The 20,427-nt window shown below is 64.9% G+C and carries 23 protein-coding genes; 18 read left to right on the forward strand and 5 right to left on the reverse strand.

All coding sequences use genetic code 11. The features are described 5' to 3' along the window. Positions 1-183: 183 nt before the first annotated feature. The 6 genes from WKW80_RS05340 (at position 184) to WKW80_RS05365 (ending at position 3,612) form a co-directional block, all read left to right on the forward strand. Positions 184-750, forward strand: a complete 567-nt coding sequence (locus WKW80_RS05340) for an RNA polymerase sigma factor (RefSeq protein ID WP_340362510.1) — start codon at positions 184-186, stop codon at positions 748-750. Then, entirely contained in the window at positions 747-1,178 is a 432-nt protein-coding gene (locus WKW80_RS05345; protein WP_340362511.1) for a DUF3619 family protein, read from the forward strand. Before WKW80_RS05340 ends, WKW80_RS05345 begins: the two co-directional genes overlap by 4 nt. Before the next feature lie 20 nt (positions 1,179-1,198). Next, a complete protein-coding gene (locus WKW80_RS05350; protein WP_340362512.1) occupies positions 1,199-2,035 on the forward strand; it encodes a DUF3106 domain-containing protein in 837 nt (278 codons plus the stop codon). A 114-nt stretch (positions 2,036-2,149) separates the two neighbouring features. After that, the gene (locus WKW80_RS05355) at positions 2,150-2,611 is read left to right on the forward strand and encodes an RDD family protein (protein ID WP_422822859.1); all 462 of its coding nucleotides are present in this window, start codon (positions 2,150-2,152) and stop codon (positions 2,609-2,611) included. After that, positions 2,608-3,003 carry a diacylglycerol kinase gene (locus WKW80_RS05360; protein WP_340362514.1) on the forward strand — a complete coding sequence of 132 codons (396 nt, stop codon included), beginning with the start codon at positions 2,608-2,610 and terminating at the stop codon, positions 3,001-3,003. The genes WKW80_RS05355 and WKW80_RS05360 overlap by 4 nt, the downstream gene beginning before the upstream one ends. Positions 3,004-3,021: 18 nt before the next feature. Next, a complete protein-coding gene (locus WKW80_RS05365) occupies positions 3,022-3,612 on the forward strand; it encodes an LOG family protein (RefSeq protein WP_340362515.1) in 591 nt (196 codons plus the stop codon). A gap of 15 nt (positions 3,613-3,627) precedes the next feature. Here the strand turns inward: WKW80_RS05365 and WKW80_RS05370 are convergent, their stop codons facing one another. Beyond that, positions 3,628-3,966, reverse strand: coding sequence for a P-II family nitrogen regulator (locus WKW80_RS05370; RefSeq protein WP_340362516.1), 339 nt, complete (start codon positions 3,964-3,966; stop codon positions 3,628-3,630). A 76-nt stretch (positions 3,967-4,042) separates the two neighbouring features. On the opposite strand from WKW80_RS05370, the gene WKW80_RS05375 reads away from it, so the two are divergent. Further along, positions 4,043-4,990, forward strand: a complete 948-nt coding sequence (locus tag WKW80_RS05375; RefSeq protein WP_340362517.1) for a DMT family transporter — start codon at positions 4,043-4,045, stop codon at positions 4,988-4,990. Positions 4,991-5,001: 11 nt separating this feature from the next. After that, on the forward strand, positions 5,002-6,177 hold the full coding sequence (locus WKW80_RS05380; RefSeq protein WP_340362518.1) for a GNAT family N-acetyltransferase: 1,176 nt from the start codon (positions 5,002-5,004) through the stop codon (positions 6,175-6,177). A 143-nt stretch (positions 6,178-6,320) separates the two neighbouring features. Here WKW80_RS05380 and ppa read toward each other — a convergent pair whose 3' ends face one another. Further along, the gene (ppa, locus tag WKW80_RS05385; RefSeq protein ID WP_340362519.1) at positions 6,321-6,857 is read right to left on the reverse strand and encodes an inorganic diphosphatase; all 537 of its coding nucleotides are present in this window, start codon (positions 6,855-6,857) and stop codon (positions 6,321-6,323) included. 251 nt (positions 6,858-7,108) lie between these two features. Here ppa and WKW80_RS05390 point away from each other — a divergent pair, with 251 nt between their 5' ends. The 3 genes from WKW80_RS05390 (at position 7,109) to WKW80_RS05400 (ending at position 11,029) form a co-directional block, all read left to right on the forward strand. Beyond that, positions 7,109-9,565: a sodium-translocating pyrophosphatase gene (locus WKW80_RS05390; RefSeq protein WP_340362520.1), complete on the forward strand. Its 2,457-nt coding sequence runs from the start codon at positions 7,109-7,111 to the stop codon at positions 9,563-9,565. Positions 9,566-9,567: 2 nt separating this feature from the next. Next, positions 9,568-9,936 (forward strand): nuclear transport factor 2 family protein, encoded by a 369-nt coding sequence (locus tag WKW80_RS05395; RefSeq protein ID WP_340362521.1) that lies wholly within the window; start codon positions 9,568-9,570, stop codon positions 9,934-9,936. Between the two features lie 97 nt (positions 9,937-10,033). Continuing rightward, the gene (locus WKW80_RS05400; RefSeq protein WP_340362522.1) at positions 10,034-11,029 is read left to right on the forward strand and encodes an ABC transporter substrate-binding protein; all 996 of its coding nucleotides are present in this window, start codon (positions 10,034-10,036) and stop codon (positions 11,027-11,029) included. Between the two features lie 36 nt (positions 11,030-11,065). On the opposite strand, the gene WKW80_RS05405 is transcribed toward WKW80_RS05400, so the two are convergent. Next, positions 11,066-12,679, reverse strand: a complete 1,614-nt coding sequence (locus WKW80_RS05405) for a phospholipase D family protein (RefSeq protein WP_340362523.1) — start codon at positions 12,677-12,679, stop codon at positions 11,066-11,068. Here WKW80_RS05405 and WKW80_RS05410 point away from each other — a divergent pair. After that, positions 12,678-13,223, forward strand: a complete 546-nt coding sequence (locus WKW80_RS05410) for a peroxiredoxin (protein WP_340362524.1) — start codon at positions 12,678-12,680, stop codon at positions 13,221-13,223. The genes WKW80_RS05405 and WKW80_RS05410 overlap by 2 nt on opposite strands. Positions 13,224-13,230: 7 nt before the next feature. Here the strand turns inward: WKW80_RS05410 and WKW80_RS05415 are convergent, their stop codons facing one another. Then, positions 13,231-13,569, reverse strand: coding sequence for a hypothetical protein (locus tag WKW80_RS05415; protein WP_340362525.1), 339 nt, complete (start codon positions 13,567-13,569; stop codon positions 13,231-13,233). 216 nt (positions 13,570-13,785) lie between these two features. Between WKW80_RS05415 and WKW80_RS05420 the strand changes: the two genes are divergently transcribed. The 6 genes from WKW80_RS05420 to WKW80_RS05445 all read left to right on the forward strand — a co-directional run bounded on the left by WKW80_RS05420 (position 13,786) and on the right by WKW80_RS05445 (position 19,971). Continuing rightward, complete coding sequence (locus tag WKW80_RS05420; RefSeq protein ID WP_340362819.1) at positions 13,786-15,219, forward strand: aldehyde dehydrogenase family protein; 1,434 nt, start codon at positions 13,786-13,788, stop codon at positions 15,217-15,219. A gap of 65 nt (positions 15,220-15,284) precedes the next feature. Then, positions 15,285-16,046 (forward strand): SDR family oxidoreductase, encoded by a 762-nt coding sequence (locus WKW80_RS05425; protein WP_340362526.1) that lies wholly within the window; start codon positions 15,285-15,287, stop codon positions 16,044-16,046. 343 nt (positions 16,047-16,389) lie between these two features. Continuing rightward, entirely contained in the window at positions 16,390-17,514 is a 1,125-nt protein-coding gene (gene moaA, locus WKW80_RS05430) for a GTP 3',8-cyclase MoaA (RefSeq protein WP_340362527.1), read from the forward strand. A gap of 14 nt (positions 17,515-17,528) precedes the next feature. Next, entirely contained in the window at positions 17,529-18,167 is a 639-nt protein-coding gene (gene mobA / locus WKW80_RS05435) for a molybdenum cofactor guanylyltransferase MobA (protein ID WP_340362528.1), read from the forward strand. Beyond that, complete coding sequence (gene moeA / locus WKW80_RS05440; RefSeq protein ID WP_340362529.1) at positions 18,164-19,480, forward strand: molybdopterin molybdotransferase MoeA; 1,317 nt, start codon at positions 18,164-18,166, stop codon at positions 19,478-19,480. The genes mobA and moeA overlap by 4 nt, the downstream gene beginning before the upstream one ends. A 2-nt stretch (positions 19,481-19,482) precedes the next feature. Continuing rightward, the gene (locus WKW80_RS05445; protein WP_340362530.1) at positions 19,483-19,971 is read left to right on the forward strand and encodes a Crp/Fnr family transcriptional regulator; all 489 of its coding nucleotides are present in this window, start codon (positions 19,483-19,485) and stop codon (positions 19,969-19,971) included. Position 19,972: 1 nt separating this feature from the next. On the opposite strand, the gene rnhA is transcribed toward WKW80_RS05445, so the two are convergent. After that, positions 19,973-20,422, reverse strand: coding sequence for a ribonuclease HI (gene rnhA, locus WKW80_RS05450; protein WP_340362531.1), 450 nt, complete (start codon positions 20,420-20,422; stop codon positions 19,973-19,975). Positions 20,423-20,427 lie beyond the last annotated feature (5 nt).

Genomic DNA, 20,427 nt, shown 5'->3' on the forward strand with positions numbered 1-20,427 from the left:
GCCATGAGCGGACTGGATGCTCCGCCGGACCGTGACCCGTTTGCGTTTTGACGTGCGACTTCGATTATGACACCTCCAAAGGCCGAATCCTGACCAAAACGGCCGATGCGATAATTCGCGCCGTCCAAAACATAACGCCTCCAAGAGACACCCCACGCAGCGCCTCACCGCGTCGACCCCCGTTTGGCTACCGAAAAAGAACTCTCCGATTTCCTCAAAAGCGTCGAAAAGCGCGCCTTCAAGCGCTCGATCTATCACGTGCGCGATGAGGAAGCGGCACTCGACATCGTGCAAGACAGCATGATGAAGCTGGCCGAACACTATGGCGACAAGCCGGCTGATGAACTGCCGATGCTGTTCCAGCGCATTCTGTCGAATTGCACGCTCGACTGGTTCCGTCGCCAAAAGACCCGCCGGGCGCTTTTTTCGAACCTGAGTGACTTCGAAGCCCCTGATGACGACGGCGAATTCGATCTGCTGGGAAACTTCAGGTCGCCTGCAGATTCCCGCGAAACCGAGAGTGCCGAGGACACAACCCGCCGTGCCCAGATTTTTCATGCCATCGAAGAGGAGGTTGCCGCGCTGCCGGCGCGTCAACGCGAGGCGTTTCTAATGCGTTACTGGGAGGAAATGGACGTTGCCGAAACAGCCGCCGCGATGGGCTGCTCGGAAGGCAGCGTCAAAACCCATTGTTCGCGCGCCGTTCATGCCCTGGGCAAAGCGCTCAAGGCCAAAGGTATTTCGCTATGAACGTAACACTTTCGCAAACTTCCGCCGCTGTTGAAGAGCAATTCGCCCGCCGCGTAACGGCTCGTCTGTCAGCCGGCAACGCCGATCTCCCGCACGACATTGGAGAGCGCCTGCGTGTGGCGCGCCAGCAGGCAGTCGCCCGACGCAAGATCGCCCCGGCCCTCCGCCCTGCGCAGGTGGTCATGACTTCAGGTGGGGCAGCCACGCTGGGTGGGGGATGGTGGACGCGCGTGGGCGCCGTGGTGCCGTTGATCGCGCTCGTGATCGGATTGATCACGATCAGCATCGTGCAGGACGAGAACCGCGTCAACGACATGGCCGAAGTCGATGCCGCCCTGCTGACCGACGACCTTCCGCCTGCTGCGTTTACCGATCCGGGCTTTGCGCAGTTCCTCAAGACCGACGCCGGCGACACCGCTTCACGTTGAATTTTCGCCACACTGACCGCATGCTCCAACGCCCCGCCTTTTGCGCATCCGCGCGCACACCGCTGCGCCCGCAACCGTCGGGCGCAGTCGTTTGGGGCAGTTCGCTTCTCGCAGCCATGATTGCAGCGTTGGCATTTCTGCAGGCAGCGCCGGCCGCCGCCCAGCCCGGCGCCCCCGCTGCGCCAGCCGAGGCCAATGCAAAGCCTGCCGTACCGTCGAAGCCGCTTTGGGCCAGCCTGTCGGCTGACCAGCAGGCCGCTCTAAAGCCCTTGGCGTCGCAATGGGACACCATCAGCGGCTTCCAGAAGAGCAAATGGCTGGCGATCTCGCGCAATTTCGAATCCATGAAACCCGAAGATCAGGCGACGCTGCACAGCCGGATGAGCGAATGGGTCACGTTGAGTGCGCACGAGCGCGCCCTGGCCCGGCTGAACTTCGCCGAAGTCAACCGCTTGCCGGTGGACGAGCGAAAGGCCAAGTGGGAGGCATACCAGGCGCTCAGCGAAGAAGAAAAGCGCGACCTGGCTGAACGCGCGCGCGTACGCCAACCCAGCGCCGCCCTGCCGGTGCGACCGGTCCCGGAAAAAAAGCTGGCGCCGGTGCCGCCATCGACTGCAATGCTCGGCAAGGGCGCGCACAGTCCGCGCATCCAGCTTGCGCCACCTCCGACAGCGCCTGCGGCTGCCGCGACCGCGGCGGCACCGCCGGCTCCGATCGCAACAGCCGTCCCTGCGACTCCTGCGGCGGAAGCCGGCACACCCGTGCCGGCTTCCGCCGAAGCCCAGGTTCCCGCGCCTGCGGCGCCTGCTACGATTCCGCCGGTCCGCACAACCGAGCAACCTTCCTCCGCGCCTTGACCCGGCGCCGGGCCCATGAACGCTGGCGCCACCACCCATTCCGACTCCGCAAGCTCCGCCACCCCATCGACGCCACCGCTGCCTGATTTCACCGCCCCGGGCCTTTGGCGTCGCATGGCCTGCTGGACCTATGAGGGCATGCTGCTGTTCGCCGTCGTCTTCGTGTCTGGTTGGCTGTTCAGCACGCTCGGGCAAATGCGTGACGCGATGGACCAGCGCCGGCACCTGCTTCAGGCCTTCCTGTTCGTCGTGTTTGGCGTGTATTTCGTCTGGTTCTGGATTCACGGCCAGACGCTCGCGATGAAGACCTGGGGCCTGCGCATGGTCGATCGTCATGGCCAGCCGCTGAAGCAAGGCCGCGCCCTGGTGCGCTATCTGCTGAGTTGGATCTGGTTTCTGCCGCCATTGGCCGCCATGGCGCCTTTCAAGGTGTCGGGCGGCGAATCGGTACTGCTGCTGGCCGGCTGGGTCGCCGTTTGGGCGATGCTGGCGCGATTCCACCCCGAAAAGCAGTTCTGGCACGACGCCTGGGCCGGCACGCGCCTGATCCCCTCCCAGCCGATGAGCCGTCGATGAGCCTGCCCGACCCGGCCGTCAACCCTCAAAAAAACCGCAGCGGCCTGACGCGGCTTTTCCACGCGACGTTGATTTCGGTGAACGGCCTGCGCGCGGGCTGGGGCGAGACCGCGTTCCGGCAAGAGGTGCTCGCCGCGATCGTGCTCGTTCCGCTGGCGGTCTGGCTTGGCCGCACCTGGGTCGAAGTCGCGCTGCTGGCCGGAAGCGTGGTGGTGGTGATGATCGTGGAACTGCTCAATACCGCCGTGGAAGCGGCCATCGACCGTATCGGGCCTGAATGGCACGACCTGTCGAAGCGGGCGAAAGACATGGGCAGCGCGGCGGTGTTGCTGGCCCTGCTGCTAGCGGGCGGGATCTGGCTCGCCGCGCTGTGCAGCCGATTCCTGAGTTGAACGCGGCATGATCGGGGCATGAACCCTGATTTTTCGATTTGCGTCTATTGCGGCTCCCGATCCGGCGAGCGTCCCGAACATACCCTCGCAGCGCAGTCTGTCGGCCGCTGGATCGGCGAGTGCGGCGGGCAGCTTGTCTACGGCGGCGGCCGCACGGGCCTGATGGGCACTGTCGCCGAAGCCACACGCGCGGCCGGTGGCCGGGTGGTCGGCATTATTCCCAAGGCGTTGGTCGACAAGGAACTGGCCAACCCGCTCTGCGACGAGCTACACGTCGTCGAGACGATGCACGAACGCAAGGCGATGATGGGCGAACGCGCCAATGCATTCGTGGCGTTGGCCGGCGGCATCGGCACGTTCGAGGAGCTTTTCGAAATCTGGACCTGGCGCCAGCTTGGCTACCATGACAAACCGGTTGGCGTTCTCAACACCGCGGGCTACTACGACACCATGCTCGCGTTCCTCGCGCAAAGCGTGCGCGAAGGCTTCATGGGCGACTGGCAGATGAGCCTGGTGCGCAGCGGCACGGAGCCGGCCACGCTGCTGGGAGAACTGCTGGAAGAAGCGCGCCGCCACCCGAGCGGCGACAAGCTGGCCCAGGTGCTGTAGCCAGCGGCGGCGAAATCAGATCGCCGCTTCGTCCAGCTCGCCGGTGCGGATCCGGACGATTCGCTCGACGTTGGTGACGAAGATCTTGCCGTCGCCAATCTTGCCGGTGCGCGCGGCGCTCACGATGGCTTCGATGCAGCGCTCGACGTCGTCGGTGTTCACGACCACCTCGACCTTCATCTTCGGCAGGAAATCGACGACGTACTCCGCACCGCGATACAACTCGGTGTGACCCTTCTGGCGGCCGAAGCCCTTGACTTCGGTGACCGTCAGGCCGGTTACACCGACGGTTGCCAGCGCCTCGCGCACATCTTCGAGCTTGAAGGGTTTGACGATGGCAGTGATCTGTTTCATTGCGGAGGTTCTCCCGGCGGTTTCGGAAAAGGGGGCGGCCGATTATGTCATTCGCGCACTGTTAGGCTTCGGGTCGATGAGTGCAAGTCCTCCCGTTACCCGCCCTGCTTCGGTCTATGCGACGCTGGTCCAGTGGGTCAACGGCCAAGCCTGGCTGCTGCTGGTGTTCACCACGCTGATCTGGGGTGCCAACGCAGTGGCGGCCCGCCTCGCGGTAGGAGAAGCCTCGCCGATGCTGGTGACCTCCGCGCGCTGGGTCGTTTGTTGCGTGGCGCTGGGCCTGACTTCGCGCAGCGATATTGCCACGCACTGGCGCGCGCTGATCCCGCACTGGCGCTTCATCGCCTTGATGGGCACGCTGGGATTTACCGGCTTCAACGCCCTTTTCTACACCGCCGCGCATCACACCACCGCGATCAACATTGCAATCATCCAGGGCACGATTCCAGTGTTCGTGCTGGTTGGCAGCCTGTACCTCTACCGCACCCGGATCAGGGCGCTGCAAGTCGTTGGCGTGACGCTGACGCTTGCCGGCATTGCAGTGGTCGCGTCGCAGGGGCATCTGGAGCGGCTGGCCCAGTTCCAGTTCAATGTGGGCGACGTCTGGATATTGATCGCCTGCCTGCTCTATACCTTCTATGCGCTCGGCTTGCGGCGGCGGCCGGCGGTGCCGTCGATCGTGTTCTTTGCGGCCACCGCCGCAGTGGCGAGCATCGTGTCGCTGCCACTGCTGGCGGCCGAAATGGCGATGGGCAACTTCACGGTGCCGACGGTGAAGGGCTTGTTGCTGATCCTTTTCATCGGGACGTTTCCGTCATACATCTCGCAGCTCACATTCATTCGCGCCGTGACGCTGATCGGGCCGGCACGGGCCGGGGTGTTCCTGAACCTGGTGCCGATCTTCGGACCGCTGCTCGCGGTGCTGGTGTTGGGCGAGCCGCTCTCGACCTTCCACGCGGTCGCGCTCGCATTGGTGCTGGGCGGGATCTGGATTGCCGAATACCTGGGCGCACGCAAATTGTGACGAAGCGCCATGTGACTGACGACGCCATTCTGCGCATTCACCATGCGCCTTCGGAGATCGACGCGGCCGCCTGGAATGAGTTGCTCGCACTGCAAGCCGATCCAAGCCCCTTCATGCGGCACGAATACCTGCATGCGATGCACGAGAGCGGAAGCGCCGTGCCGACAAGTGGATGGACTGCGTCGTTCGTGACGCTGTGGCAAGGCGAACGCCTGACCGGCGCATGCCCGGTCTATATCAAGGACCACTCGTACGGCGAATACGTGTTCGACTGGGCCTGGGCCAATGCCTATGAGCAGCACGGCTTGGCCTATTACCCGAAAGCCGTCGCGGCGGTGCCGTTCACGCCCGTTCCGGGTGCACGGCTGCTTGCACGAGATTCGGCGAGCAGGGCATTGCTCGCGCAAGGACTCGTGCAGTGGTGCAAGCAAGCCGGACTGTCGTCGTTGCATTTGCTGTTCGGAGCCGACGAAGACATTGCCGCTTGCACCGATGCCGGGCTGATGCTGCGCCACACCGTTCAATTCCATTGGTCGAATGCGCATTACCTGAACTTCGATGCCTTCCTCGCCAGCCTCTCCCACGACAAGCGCAAGAAGATTCGCCAGGAGCGCCGCAAGGTGGCGGACGCCGGCGTGACTTTTCGATGGGCCCGCGGCGCCGACATCTCTCCGGACGACTGGGATTTCTTCTACCGCTGCTATGCCCGCACGTACCGCGAGCACGGCAATCCGCCCTACCTCAAGCGGGACTTCTTCCAGCGAATGGCCGACAACATGCCCGACGCATGGCTGCTGTTTGTCGCCGAGCGCGGCGGGCATCCAATTGCGACGAGCTTGATAGCGCTCTCGGACGACAAGCCGCGCATCGATGGGGGCCGCGGACCCGAAGTGGCCTATGGCCGCTACTGGGGTGCACTGGAGCGCGTGGATTGCCTGCACTTCGAGGCATGCTATTACCAACCGCTGCAGTGGTGCATCGCGCATGGGGTGCAGCGCTTCGAAGGCGGCGCGCAAGGCGAGCACAAGATGGCCCGCGCGCTGATGCCCGTGAAGACCACCAGCGCGCACTGGCTGGCGCATCCGTCGTTCGCGGACGCGGTCGAACGCTTCCTCGAGCGCGAGGGCGAAGGCATCGCCAATTACCTGGAACACCTCGACGAGCGAAGTCCTTTCAGGGCGGCTTGACCGGCTCGGCAACAGGCCGAAGCGCGACGACTGTCTGCCCGAGGTGCTTGGGACTCGGCCAGTCGGCGCCACACCAAACGGTGTCGAGAAATAAAAAAGCGCCGGGGCCGGCGCTTTTCTTGTCGTGATCCGCTATGGAGGGATCAGCCCTTGGCCTTGTTGTAGTTGGCGACGCCGTCCACGACTTCTTTCCGGGCTTCGTCGAGGCCCTTCCAGCCCAGGATCTTGACCCACTTGCCGGCTTCCAGGTCCTTGTAGTGCTCGAAGAAGTGGGCGATGGTCTTCAGGCGCATCGCATTCACGTCGTCGATCGACTTCCAGTGGCTGTAGATCGGCAGCACCTTGTCGGTGGGAACGGCCAGCACCTTGCCGTCGACGCCGGCCTCGTCTTCCATCATCAGGATGCCCAGCGGACGGCAGGGGCAGACCACACCGGGCATCAGCGCGTAGGGCGAGATCACCAGCACGTCGACCGGATCGCCGTCGCCGCTCAGCGTTTGCGGCACATAGCCGTAGTTGGCGGGATAGTGCATCGACGTGGTCATGAAACGGTCCACGAAGATCGCACCCGATTCCTTGTCCACTTCGTACTTGACCGGATCGGCGTTCATCGGGATCTCGATGACCACGTTGAAGGCGTCAGGAAGGTTCTTCCCAGGAGAAACTTTATCGAATGACATGTCTTTGTTGGTTGATTGGATGAAACAGCACGGACTCGGAAAAACCCGGAGTTTAAGACTCGCCTCACCACCAAGTCATACGGAATGCGACTTTTCACTGTAAATTGGCTCTGTTGGCCAATCGGCCTCCCATTTTTTGCGGGAGGCTTCGAGGAAGCAACGCGGCGGAAGCTCAGGCCCGTACGTGTTGCGCGCAGGGCTTGGGCTTTCCGTCTCCACCAGTCCCCACGAACTCCTGGAGAAAGCAAAGCATGATCGGCAACACCCCCCTGATACTCGCCATGGTCTGCGGCCTTGTGGCCGTAGCCTATGGCTTCTGGGCCCGCAGTTGGATCCTCGCCAAAGACGCCGGCAACGCGCGAATGCAGGAAATCGCCGCGGCAATCCAGCAAGGCGCATCGGCCTACCTCGCGAAGCAATACACGACCATCGCGATCGTTGGCGTGGTCCTGGCGGTGCTCATCGCCGTGTTCCTCGACCTGACCACGGCCGTCGGCTTCATCATCGGCGCGGTGCTGTCGGGTGCCTGCGGCTTCATCGGCATGAATGTGTCGGTGCGCGCCAATGTGCGCACGGCCCAGGCCGCGACGAAGGGCATCGGCCCGGCGCTGGATGTGGCGTTCAGGGGCGGCGCGATCACCGGCATGCTGGTGGTCGGGCTCGGGCTGCTGGGCGTCTCGGCATTCTTCTGGTTCCTGGGCGGGGGCAATCCCGTCGCGGGCAAGAGCCTGGCGAGTGTGCTCAACCCGCTGATCGGCTTTGCCTTCGGCTCTTCGCTGATCTCGATCTTTGCGCGGCTTGGCGGCGGCATCTTCACCAAGGGTGCCGACGTCGGCGCCGACCTGGTGGGCAAGGTCGAAGCCGGAATTCCGGAAGATGATCCGCGCAATCCGGCCGTGATCGCCGACAACGTGGGCGACAACGTGGGTGACTGCGCCGGCATGGCGGCCGACTTGTTCGAGACCTATGCGGTGACGCTGATCGCGACCATGGTGCTCGGTGCATTGATGGTGACCGCTGCGCCAATGAACGCCGTCATGTACCCGCTGGCGCTGGGCGGCGTGTCGATCATCGCGTCGATCATCGGTTGCTTCTTCGTCAAGGCCTCGCCGGGCATGGTCAACGTGATGCCGGCGCTCTACAAGGGCTTGGCGGTGGCGGGCATCCTGTCCCTGATCGCCTTCTGGTTCGTCACGAGCTGGCTCATTCCCGACAATGCGATCGCCGCGAGCGGCAGCCAACTCAAGCTGTTCGGCGCGTGTTTCGTGGGCCTCGCACTGACGGCTGCGCTGGTGTGGATCACCGAGTACTACACCGGCACGCAATACAAGCCGGTTCAGCACATTGCGCAAGCTTCGACCACTGGCCACGGCACCAACATCATCGCGGGCCTCGGCGTGTCGATGCGTTCGACGGCGTGGCCAGTGATCTTTGTCTGCATCGCGATCCTGGCGTCGTATTCGCTGGCTGGTCTCTTCGGCATCGCGGTGGCTGCCACGTCGATGCTGAGCATGGCCGGCATCGTGGTCGCGCTCGACGCCTACGGCCCCATCACCGACAACGCCGGCGGCATTGCCGAGATGAGCGAACTGCCGGACAGCGTGCGCGCCGTGACCGATCCGCTGGACGCCGTGGGCAACACGACCAAGGCCGTGACCAAGGGCTATGCCATCGGTTCTGCCGGCCTTGCATCGCTGGTGCTGTTTGCCGACTACACGCACAAGCTCGAAGGCTTCGGCCAGGCGATCGACTTCAACCTGAGCGACCCGATGGTGATCGTCGGCCTGTTCATCGGCGGGCTGATCCCCTATCTCTTCGGTGCGATGGCGATGGAAGCCGTGGGCCGCGCCGCCGGCGCGGTGGTCGAGGAAGTGCGCCGCCAGTTCCGCGACATCAAGGGCATCATGGAAGGCACCGGCAAGCCTGAGTACGGCAAGGCCGTGAGCATGCTGACCGGCGCGGCGATCAAGGAAATGATGATTCCGTCGCTGCTGCCCGTGGTGGTGCCGATCCTGGTCGGCCTGCTGCTCGGGCCGAAGGCGCTGGGCGGCCTGCTGATGGGGACCATCGTGACCGGCCTCTTCGTCGCCATCAGCATGTGTACCGGCGGCGGTGCATGGGACAACGCCAAGAAGTACATCGAGGACGGCCACCACGGCGGCAAGGGCAGCGAGGCACACAAGGCCGCCGTGACGGGCGACACCGTGGGCGACCCCTACAAGGACACCGCCGGCCCGGCCGTCAATCCGTTGATCAAGATCATCAACATCGTCGCGCTGCTGATCGTGCCGCTGGTGGTGCAGGTTCATGGCGTCAAGGCGGCTGCAGTGCCGGCCACGCCGGCGCCTGTGATCGCACCAGCCCCGGGGGCGAGTGAAGACGCGATGATCAAGATCGAAAAAGGCATCGTGAAGTTCTACTTCGCGACCGGCAAGACCGACGTCGCGCCGAACGCGAAGGAATCTCTGGCCGACGTGGTGAAAGCCGTACAGAGCGGCAGCATTGCGCTGGTGAGCGGCTACCACGACGCCAGCGGCGACCCGGCCAAGAATGCGGAACTGGCCAAGCAACGCGCCGAAGCCGTGGCTGAAGCCCTGAAGGCGGCCGGCGCCCCGGCCGACAAGGTCGAGCTGACAAAGCCCGAGCAAAGCCAGGCCGATGGTCCGGCGGCCGAGGCGCGACGCGTCGAAGTCAAGATCAAGTCCTGAACATGCCCAGCGCCGCGCGGCTCGAGGCTTTCATCGCCGCAGTCGAAGGCGGCGACCACGTGAAGGCCGTGGAGGACTTCTACACCGAGAACGCGAGCATGCGCGAAAACCAGGCCGAGCCGCGTCGCGGCCGGCCGGCGCTGATCGCCAACGAGACCGCGGCGAAGGAACGCACGGCCTCCGTGTTTTCAAGGTGCGTGCGGCCTGTGCTGGTGAATGGCGACCACGTCGTCATTCGCTGGATCTTCGACTTCACCGGCAAGGATGGACGCAGCATGCACATCGAGGAACTCGCCTGGCAACGTTGGGAAGGCGACCGGATTGCCGAGGAAGAGTTCTTCTACGACCCGGCACAGATGAAGATGCGCTGAAACGGCGCCGCCATGCCGGTGGCTCGCCGGCCGACATGACCATTGCGCTTGCCATTGCCGCGCGTTACTGTCGTGCAGCAACTCCGAAGGCGAAGCAATGATCAGGCGACGGCGGTTCGTTCTGGCTGGATTGATCTCGTCGATCGACGTGGTGATTGCCGACACGCTCGCGCCCACTCGCGGCGGCGCCCTGAAAGTGGTCCATATCGCCACGCTGGTTCCAGGCCAGCCCGGCTGCAATACCGTCCCCGCGGGCGACGCCTTTCGCAGAGGGCTCACCGATCTGGGTTACGACCCGCTTGCAGGCGTCGATTCCCGGTGCGTCATCGACTACTCCGATTTACCGCGTCTTGTCGCAGAGATGCTAGGCAGCAAGCCCGCCCTCTTCGCGGTGTGGGCCCTCCCGCAGACGGTGCGTGCCGTGCGCCAGGCTGCGCCGACGATTCCGATCGTCTTCGTGGATGTCCCCGACCCGGTGCAACTCGGGTTCGTGGAATCACTCAGCCACCCGGGCGGCTATTCGACGGGCATCTCCAATGTCAGCCACGACCTGATCGCGAAGCGCGTGCAACTGCTGCGCGAGGCATTGCCTCATTCTTCCCGCCTCGCCGTGCTGGGCAACCTGGCCAATCCGCTTCAGGCCGACTACCTGCGCGCAACCCGGGAAGCGGCACTCACGCTCCACCTGGAGCCCCGAACGTACGCGGTTCAAGAGACGAGCGATTTGCCGCGAGCGTTCGCTGCCATGCGCCAGGACGACATGGAGACCGTGGTGCTCTTGCCGGATGCCTGGTTCTACCCGAGACGCGCGGAAATCATCGGGCTTGCACAACGCCATCGCATTCCGGCGATGTACACGAACCTGGGGTATCCGGCGCTTGGCGGACTGTTCACCTACGCGGCAGACCTGATCGACATGAGCTATCGGGCCGCGGCCTACGTCGACAAGATTCTGAGGGGCGCGAAGCCGGCCGATATCCCCGTCCAGCAACCAACCGCGTTCGACTTCGTCATCAACGCCCGGTCGGCGCGCGAAATCGGGCTGATTGTGCCGCCCTCGGTCATGCTGCAGGCCTCGCAGGTAATCGAGTAACCGCCGGGTGTGGCGCAGCACACCGCTGACCGTGTGCTACAGCAAACTCTCCGGCACCAGTGGCCCGACGACCCGGATCTTGAAGCGCTGCAGCCAGGTCGATTCAGGCTCGTAATGCAGGATCACTTCCTTGTCTTCGTCCATGGTGAGCCACTCGATCGTGCTCTTGTTGGCCAGCAGCCGCAGGCGATAAGCGCTCTCCAGCTTGCTGATGTTGATGATGCGCAGCATTTCGCGCGCAAGCTGCGGGCTGTCGACCATGATGCCGAGCTCGGTGTTCTCCGTGGCAGAGCGCGGGTCGAGATTGACGGAGCCGAGGTACAGCTTGCGCTTGTCGACCACCGCAGTCTTGGCATGCAACCGGCCCAGCGACTTGCCGAACATGCCGAGGCGCTCGTTCTTGGTGGTGCGTGCAGGACTCAGCTCATAGAGGTCGCAGCCGGACGCCAGCAGCCGTTGGCGATAGCGCGAATAGCCGCTGTGCACCAGCGGCTCGTCATTTGCCGCGAGCGAGTTGGTCAGCAGGGTGACGCTCACGTCGCGCTCGCGCAACGACTCGAAGGCTTCCATGCCCTTCTCTCCCGGCACCAGGTAGGGCGAGGTCAGCAGCACCTCGTTCTCGGCAGTGAGCAGTTGCGTCCAGAAGCGCATGGTGACGCTGGTGGCCAGCGCCTCGTCCTCGGACATGTAGCGCAGCTTCGTGGGCGGATCGGATACCGCGTTGGCAGGCCCCCACAGCAGGCCGATGCGGCCCCCGTCGAGTTCTTCGCCGATCGGACCATAGCCGAGCACGTCCGTCGCGGGCAGCACCACCTTGGGCGGCCGGGCGCGCATGCCGACACGCCTGTCGAAATCCTCGACCATCGCGGCATGGCCACGCTGCGGCTTGACGATGTCGGCGATCGGGTAGACAACATCGCTGTTCCAGTACGCGTCGTAGATGCCCTCGAGCTGCGGAACGATCTTGCCGACCGCGAGGGCGTCCATGTCGACGAAGTTGGTCGCATCGTTTAGCACGAAATATTCATCGGCAATATTGCGTCCGCCCAACACCGCCATCACGCCGTCCGCAATGAATAGCTTGTTGTGCATGCGGTGGTTGAGCCGCGGTATGTCGAACGCCGAGGCGGCGAACCGGCCCGCAAGGCCGCCGCGCGCACAGCAGAACGGGTTGAACAGCCGCACCTCGATGTTCGGCGTGGTCGACAGTGCCAGCAGTAGCTGGTCCGTGTACTCCGTGTAGAGGTCGTCGACGAGCAGCCGCACGCGCACGCCGCGCAAGGCGGCCTCCTTCAGCGAGCGCAGCAGCAATCCTCCGGCGCCGTCGTTCTCCAGCACGTAGTACTGCAGGTCGAGCGAGTGTTGGGCACGCCGGGCGAGCTGGATGCGCGCATCGAGCGAGAAGACGCCCAGCGGCATCAGGCGAAAGCCGGAATGCTCGCCTGGAGGCGTCGATGCGGCGACGATTCTTGCGAGTACGGTGTCGGCGCTTGGCGCGAGCGCGGCGTTCTGCGGAGTCGCACTGCGCTCCGGCAGCGTGCCGCAGGCCGTGAGCGCCCCCGCCAGCCCCATTGCCAGCACGGCCCCGAGGCAGCGACGAAGCAGGCGGCGGAATAAGATGGCGCGCATCTGTTTGAAGGAATTGACCATGACGTTCCGATTCAACCGGTTACTTGCCTGGGTGCCGATGATGCTCGCATTCGGGTCCGCGGGGCCAGCCGTCGCGGCCCTGGATGTGGGGCAGAAAGTGGCGCCATTCACCACACCGGCCGCGTTGGCCGGCAAGCCCTTCACCTACTCGCTGCAAGAAGCGCTGGCCAAGGGGCCGGTGGTGGTGTATTTCTTTCCGGCGGCGTTTTCGGTGGGCTGCTCGATCGAGGCGCATGCCTTTGCCGATGCCATGGAACAGTTTGCCGCACTGAATGCGACGGTGATCGGCGTGTCGACCGACGACATCGAGACGCTGTCGAAGTTCTCCAACCAGGCCTGCCAGGGCAAGTTTCCAGTGGCTTCGGACGAGAGCAAGAACATCACCAAGTCGTTCGATGCGGTCATGCAGACGCGACCGGACTACGCTAATCGCATCTCGTACGTGATTGCGCCGAATGGCTCAGTGGTGTCTTACTACCAGAGCCTGAATCCATTCAAGCATGTCGAGAAGATGCTCGACGCGGTCAAGGAGATCAAGAAGTAGCCTGGGCTCAATACTTGATCTTCACGCCGGCCTTGGCGCCTGTGTTGTTCTTGCCGTCGGAGAAGCCTTCGGCCGAGAACGAAGTCTTGCCGCCCGTCTCCCCGCCTGCCGAATAGGTCGGCCGCGGACCTGAGGTATCCGTTCCCGCGAAAGTCTTGCCCCCGTCGGGACGCTCCACGCCCACCTTCGCGCCCTTGCTGTTGAGCGAGTCCTCGGTAGAGGTCACGTTGGGGCTGACGTACACAGTGCCTTTTTCCCCGCTTTCGACGGGGAGCTTGAGTTCATCTGCAACGGCGGTACTGCATGCGGCGGCAAGGCAGAGCGAGAGAACAACGTAATTGCGCATTGCACCATTTGCGACCACGATCCAGCATCTGGCTGTAGGTGAAGGACTGAACCCTGCGAACGACGCGATGCTTGCCGGGGTTGCGCGCGCGCCCGTAAGATTCTTGCGCTGGTGAACGGGCTACGTTTGCTGACCCGCGATGCCAAAGGCCATCGCAGCTACTACACGAAAACTCGACATCATCTCGCCCTGACCGGCTCGCATCCTTCCCTCGCCATGCAACTCAACTACATCGCCAACACCAGCGTCGTCTCCGCTTCGGGCCGCACGCTGCCGGTTCTTGATCCGTCCGATGGCCAGGCGTTCGACGAACTGCAGCGCAGCAATGCGGCCGACATCGACGATGCCGTCGGCGCTGCGCGCGACTGCTTCGACAATGAGTGGCACAAGGTCAGTGCGGCTGAGCGCGGCCGGCTGCTCCATAAGCTCTCGCAGAAGATTGCACAACACGCCGATGAACTGGCGCTGCTCGAACAACGCGACTGCGGCAAGCCGGTGAAGCAGGCGCGAGCCGACGCACTGGCGTTGGTGCGCTACTTCGAGTTCTATGCCGGCGCTTGCGACAAGCTGCATGGCGAGACCATTCCCTACCAGGACGGCTACAGCGTCTTCACCTGGCGCGAACCGCATGGCGTCACAGGCCACATCATTCCGTGGAACTACCCGATGCAGATCTTTGGCCGCAGCGTCGGCGGCGCGCTGGCGGCGGGCAATGTCTGCGTGGTCAAGCCGGCGGAGGACGCGTGCCTGTCGCTGATTCGCGTGGCGCAACTGGCGGCCGAGGTCGGCTTTCCGCCAGGTGCGCTCAATGTCGTGACGGGTTATGGCCACGAGGTCGGCGATGCGCTGGCACGGCACCCAGGCATCGACCACATCAGCTTTACAGGCAGCCCCGCGGTCGGCACGCTGATCCAGCAGGTCGCGGCCGAACGGCATTGCCCGGTGACGCTGGAGCTGGGCGGCAAGAGCCCGCAGATCATCTTCGCGGACGCGGACCTCACCGCCGCAATCCCGGTGCTGATCAACGCCATCGTGCAGAACGCGGGACAGACCTGCTCGGCCGGCTCGCGCGTGCTGATCGAGCGCAGCATCTACGAGCCGCTGCTCGAACGGCTCGGCCACGCGTTCGAAGCGCTGCGGGTCGGTCCTGCGGCCATGGACCTCGACGTCGGTCCGCTGATTCGCCAGTCGCAGCTACAGCGCGTGTGGGACTTCCTGAGCGACGCGCAACATGCCGGCATTCCGATGGTGGCGCAAGGCGTGATCGTCGACGAGGCGCCTGAAAGCGGCTTCTACCAGGCACCCACGCTGCTGCGCGACGTGCCGGTGACGCACCGGCTGGCGCAGGAAGAAGTGTTCGGACCCGTCCTGGCGGCGATGCAATTCGCCGACGAGGACGAAGCAGTCTCGCAGGCCAACGCCACGCCGTTCGGCCTCGTCGCCGGCATCTGGACGGCCAATGGCGCACGCCAGTTCCGCATGGCCAAGCGCGTACGCAGCGGCCAGGTGTTCATCAACAACTACGGTGCCGGGGGCGGCGTCGAATTGCCCTTCGGCGGCGTGAAGTCCTCGGGCTACGGCCGCGAGAAAGGCTTCGAGGCGATGTACGGCTTCACGACGCTCAAGACCGTCGCCGTGCGACACGGTTGAAGTCCGGGGTGCCCTCCGAGCCGTGCGGCGCCAGCGATCCAATCACCACAACTCCAGGAGACTCCATGCGCGTCAAGGACAAGTCCATCATCGTCACCGGGTCGGGCGGCGGCATCGGCGAGGGTATCGCCAGGCGGCTTGCGGCGGAGGGTGCGCAAGTCATCGTCAACGACGTCAACGCGGCGGCAGGCCAGCAAGTCGTCGAGGCGATCCTGCGCGATGGCGGGCGCGCCTCCTTCTTTGCGGCCGACGTCACGAAGACGGCGGACGTGAAGGCACTGGTCGACGTCGCGATCGAGCGCCATGGCAAGCTCGACGTCATGGTCAACAACGCGGGCTGGACGCACCGCAACCGCCCCGCCCTCGAAGTGAGCGAGGAAGAGTTCGACCGTTGCTTCTCCGTCAACGTGAAGAGCATCTACCTGTCGACCATTCATGCAGTACCGGCGTTTCGCGCCAACGGCGGCGGCAGCTTCATCAACATCGCGTCGACGGCCGGCGTGCGCCCTCGCCCGGGCCTCACCTGGTACAACGGATCGAAGGGCGCGGTCATCACTACCAGCAAGTCACTGGCTGCCGAACTGGGGCCGGACAACATCCGCGTGAACTGCATCAACCCGGTGTTCAATCCGGACACCGGCCTGGCTGCCGAATTCGCCGGCGGACCGGTCACCGAAGAGCGCAAGGCCATGTTCCGCGCCACCATTCCGCTCGGCCGCTTCTCGACCGCACTCGACGTGGCCAACGCGGCGCTGTACCTGGCGAGCGACGAGGCCGCCTTCATCAGCGGCGTGTGCATCGAGGTCGACGGAGCGCGCTGCGTCTGAAAAATTAGACAGCTCCGAAGCGCCTGCGGCGCCTCCCCCTCGAGGGGGCGCACCCGGCGGCCCGGCAAAGCCGGTTCCGCGGAAAGGTTAAAGCACCCCCAAAGCGCCTGCGGCGCCTCCCCCTCGTGGGGCGCACCCGGCGGCCCGGCAAAGCCGGTTCCGCGGGTGCCCACGTACAGACTTCGCCGTGCTCGTCGACGGTCACGCGATAACGTGGTGGAAAACCGAGATGAGTCGAAGCTATCCCTCGCCTCGTGCGAATGCCCTGTCGAGTCCCTGTGCGCGTCATGGATAGCCCGATGCACCCTCCGGGTGCAGGCGATGGGGTAAATTGACAATTCCCATGAACAGCAAAGTCATCCCCGTCTCCGAAATCGGCCGCGCACATCGTGCCGCCGCGGTTGCGCAGGCGCGGGTTCCTGCGGTCGGGCACCTCGAGGATCAACTGCGCCGGCCGTTGACCGACCTGCGCATCAGCGTGACGGACCGGTGCAACTTCCGTTGCAGCTATTGCATGCCGAAGGAAGTCTTCGACAAGGACTACAAGTACCTGCCCCACGCGGCGCTCCTTAACTTCGAGGAAATCGCGCGGCTGGCGCGGCTGTTTACCGCGCATGGCGTGCGCAAGATTCGCCTCACGGGCGGCGAGCCGCTGCTGCGCAAGAACATCGAAGTCCTGATCGAGCAGCTAGCCCAGTTGCGTACCGTGGATGGCGCACCGCTGGACCTCACGCTGACCACCAATGGTTCCCTGCTCGCGCGCAAGGCCGCCACCCTCAAGGCTGCCGGCCTGCAGCGCGTGACGGTCAGCCTGGACGGCCTCGACGACACGGTCTTCCGCCGCATGAACGATGTCGACTTTCCGGTTGCCGATGTGCTGATGGGCATCGACGCCGCGCAGGCCGCCGGGCTCGGGCCGATCAAGGTCAACATGGTCGTCAAGCGCGGTACCAACGAGCAGGAAATCCTGCCGATGGCGCGCCACTTTCGCAGCACAGGCGTGGTGCTGCGCTTCATCGAATACATGGACGTGGGGGCCACCAACGGCTGGCGCATGGACGAGGTGATGCCTTCTGCCGAGGTCATTGCGCTCATCGCGAACGAGTTTCCGCTGCGGCCGCTCGAAGCCAGCGCGCCCGGCGAAACGGCGCAGCGCTGGGCCTATGCCGATGGCGCGGGCGAAATCGGCGTGATCAGCAGCGTCACGCAGGCCTTCTGCCACGACTGCAGCCGCGCGCGCCTGTCGACCGAAGGGAGGCTCTACACCTGCCTGTTTGCAAGCCGCGGCCACGACCTTCGCCCGCTGCTGCGCGGCGATGCGGACGACACGCAATTGCTCTCGGCGATCGGCCACATCTGGCAGGGCCGCACCGACCGGTATTCCGAGCTCCGCGCGCTTCGCGATCCCGACCTGGCGACCGAAACCGGCGCGGCACGTCGCGTCGAGATGAGCTACATCGGCGGCTGACAATGGGTCGCAACATGCCCCACGTAGCGGCGGACATCACCGGGCTGGTTCTTGCCGGCGGCCGCGGCTCCCGCATGGGCGGCGTCGACAAGGGCTTGCAGACCTTCAATGGGACGCCGCTTGCACGACACGCGGTGCAGCGACTCGGGCCACAGGTCGGCAGGATGGTGATCAATGCCAACCGCAACCTGCCGACCTATGAATCGTTCGGTGTGCCGGTGTGGCCCGATGGCATCGCCGACTATGCAGGGCCGCTGGCTGGCTTCCTGACGGGCCTGGAACGCTGTCAAACGCCATGGCTGCTGACCGTGCCTTGCGACACGCCGCTGTTTCCGCCGGACCTGGCCAGCCGCCTCGCCGATGCACTCGCGCAGGCGGATGCCGAGATCGCCATGGTCAGCGCCCCGGAGCCCCAGGACGAAGGCGGCCCACCGGTCCTGCGCGCTCAACCCGTGTTCTGCCTGCTGCCCGTCAACTTGCTGGCCAGCCTTCGCGAATTCACCGTGGCCGGCGGCCGCAAGATCGATGCGTGGACTGCGCGGCATCGCACCGTGCTCGTCCCGTTCGACCGCGAGGACGATGCGCCCGACGCCTTCTTCAATGCCAACACGCTGGCAGAACTCGCGGCGCTGGAAACACACCGCGCCAAATGAGCCGCATCGCCGATATCGCGGCTGCACTGGCCGGCTATGACCCGAAAGCGCTGAGCGTCGACGGCGTTCAGGCCTTTCTCGCCGAACTCGTCGCGCCCGCCATCCTGCGCGAGCGGGAACGCGTGCCGCTGTTCGAGGCCCTCGGCCGCGTGCTGGCCGAGGACGTGGTCTCGCCCTTCAACGTCCCGCCACACGACAATTCGGCCATGGACGGCTTCGCCTTCGATGGTGCGGTGCTCGACACGCCTTCATCCGGATTCGTCAGCCTGCGGGTGGCAGGCACCGCATTCGCGGGCACAGCCCGGCATGGCGCTTTGACCCGGGGCGACGCCCTCAAGATCATGACCGGCGCGGTGATGCCGGCGGGTTTCGACACCGTCGTGCCGCAGGAGTTCTGCACCGTCGACGGCGATACCGTGCGCTTTCCTGCCAACGCCCTGCGCCCCGGCGACAACCGCCGCTTTGCCGGCGAAGACTTGAGGCAAGGCCTCCCCGCGCTGCTGCAGGGCGAGCGCCTGACGCCGGCCGGACTCGGCCTGCTCGCCAGTCTCGGCCAAGCCGAAGCGCCGGTGTTGCGCCGCCTGCGCGTGGCGTACTTCTCGACCGGAGACGAGATTCTCAGCCTCGGCGAGCCGCCGCGCGAAGGCGCCGTCTACGACAGCAATCGCTACACGGTGTTCGGCCTGCTCACGCGGCTGGGCTGCCAGGTCGTCGACCTCGGCATGGTGCGCGACGACCCGGCCGCGCTCGCCGACGCGCTGACTGATGCTGCCGAGCGCGCCGACGCGATCATCACCAGCGGCGGTGTCAGCGTCGGCGAGGCCGATCACACCCGCGCCGTGATGAAGCAACTGGGTGACATGGCGTTCTGGCGCGTCGCGATGCGGCCGGGCCGCCCCATGGCGGTCGGGCTCATTCCCAGGTCGTCCGCGGGCGATGCCCATGAGGGCGCCGCGGTGCTCTTCGGCCTGCCGGGCAATCCGGTCGCCGTGATGGTCACCTTCCTCGCCTTCGTGCGCCCCGCCCTGCTCCGGCTCATGGGATGCAACGCAGCCAATGCCGCGCCGCCACCCATGCTGCGCGCACGCAGCGTGGCGCCGATCCGCAAGAAGCCCGGCCGCACCGAGTACCAACGAGGCCGGGTCACCTGCCTGCCCGGTGCGCTACCGGAAGTCCGCATCGCCGGCAACCAGGGCTCGGGCGTGCTGAGTTCGATGGTCGAGGGCAACGGACTCGTCGTCCTGCACCATGCGCAAGGCAGCGTGGCGCCCGGCGACGAGGTCGACGTGATGATGTTCGACGGCGTTGTGTAGCCATGCTCGCCGCCCGCGTCGACATGCTGCAGCAGATGCCCATATTCGGCGGCATCAGCGCGGACACGCTGGAGTTCCTGCTGGAACCTGCGCCCATTGTCGAAGTTCCCACCGGCGACTTCTTTTTTCGCGAAGGCGACCCGCCGCACGGCATGTTCGTACTCGAGGCGGGTCAGGTCACCGTCTTCAAGAGCTGGAAGGGGCGAAACCTGTTGCTGCATCAGTTGAAGCAAGGCGACTGCTTCGGCGAGATGTCACTGCTGGACCTGTCGCCGCGCAGCGCATCCGTGCGTGCCGGTGCGCCCTGCACCGCGGTGGCACTGACGCCAGCCAATCTTTATCGGCTGTATGAGCACAACACGGCCCAGTTCGCGCTGATCCAGATGAACATCGGGCGCGAACTGAGCCGGCGAATGCGCGTCGTAGACGACCTGTTGCTGCGCGCCAGGATGGGCGAGGTGCTGCCGCCGCCACAGCATCTCCCGCCATAGCCTAGATTCGGCCCAGCGCCCGGTCCACGCCCTTGTTGGCCAGCATGTCGGCGCGCTCGTTGCCCGGATCGCCAGAATGGCCCTTGACCCAGCGCCACTCGATGGTGTGGCCGCCGTCCTGCACAAGATGGTCGAGCCGCTTCCACAACTCGACGTTCTTCACCGGCTGCTTCGCGGCAGTCATCCAGCCCTTTGCCTTCCAGCCCTTCACCCATTCGGTGATGCCTTGGCGCACATACTGGCTGTCGAGATAAAGCACCACCTTGCACGGCCGCTTCAGCGCGGCCAGGCCCTCGATCACGGCGGTGAGTTCCATGCGGTTGTTGGTGGTGTTCAGTTCGCCGCCAAATATCTCTTTCTCGGTCGCGCCCGACTTGAGCCATGCGCCCCAGCCGCCCGGGCCGGGGTTGCCCTTGCAGGCGCCATCGGTGTAGATCTGTACCTCGTTCAACTCGT

It is taken from the genome of Variovorax humicola, assembly GCF_037889915.1.
GTDB lineage: Bacteria > Pseudomonadota > Gammaproteobacteria > Burkholderiales > Burkholderiaceae_C > Variovorax > Variovorax humicola.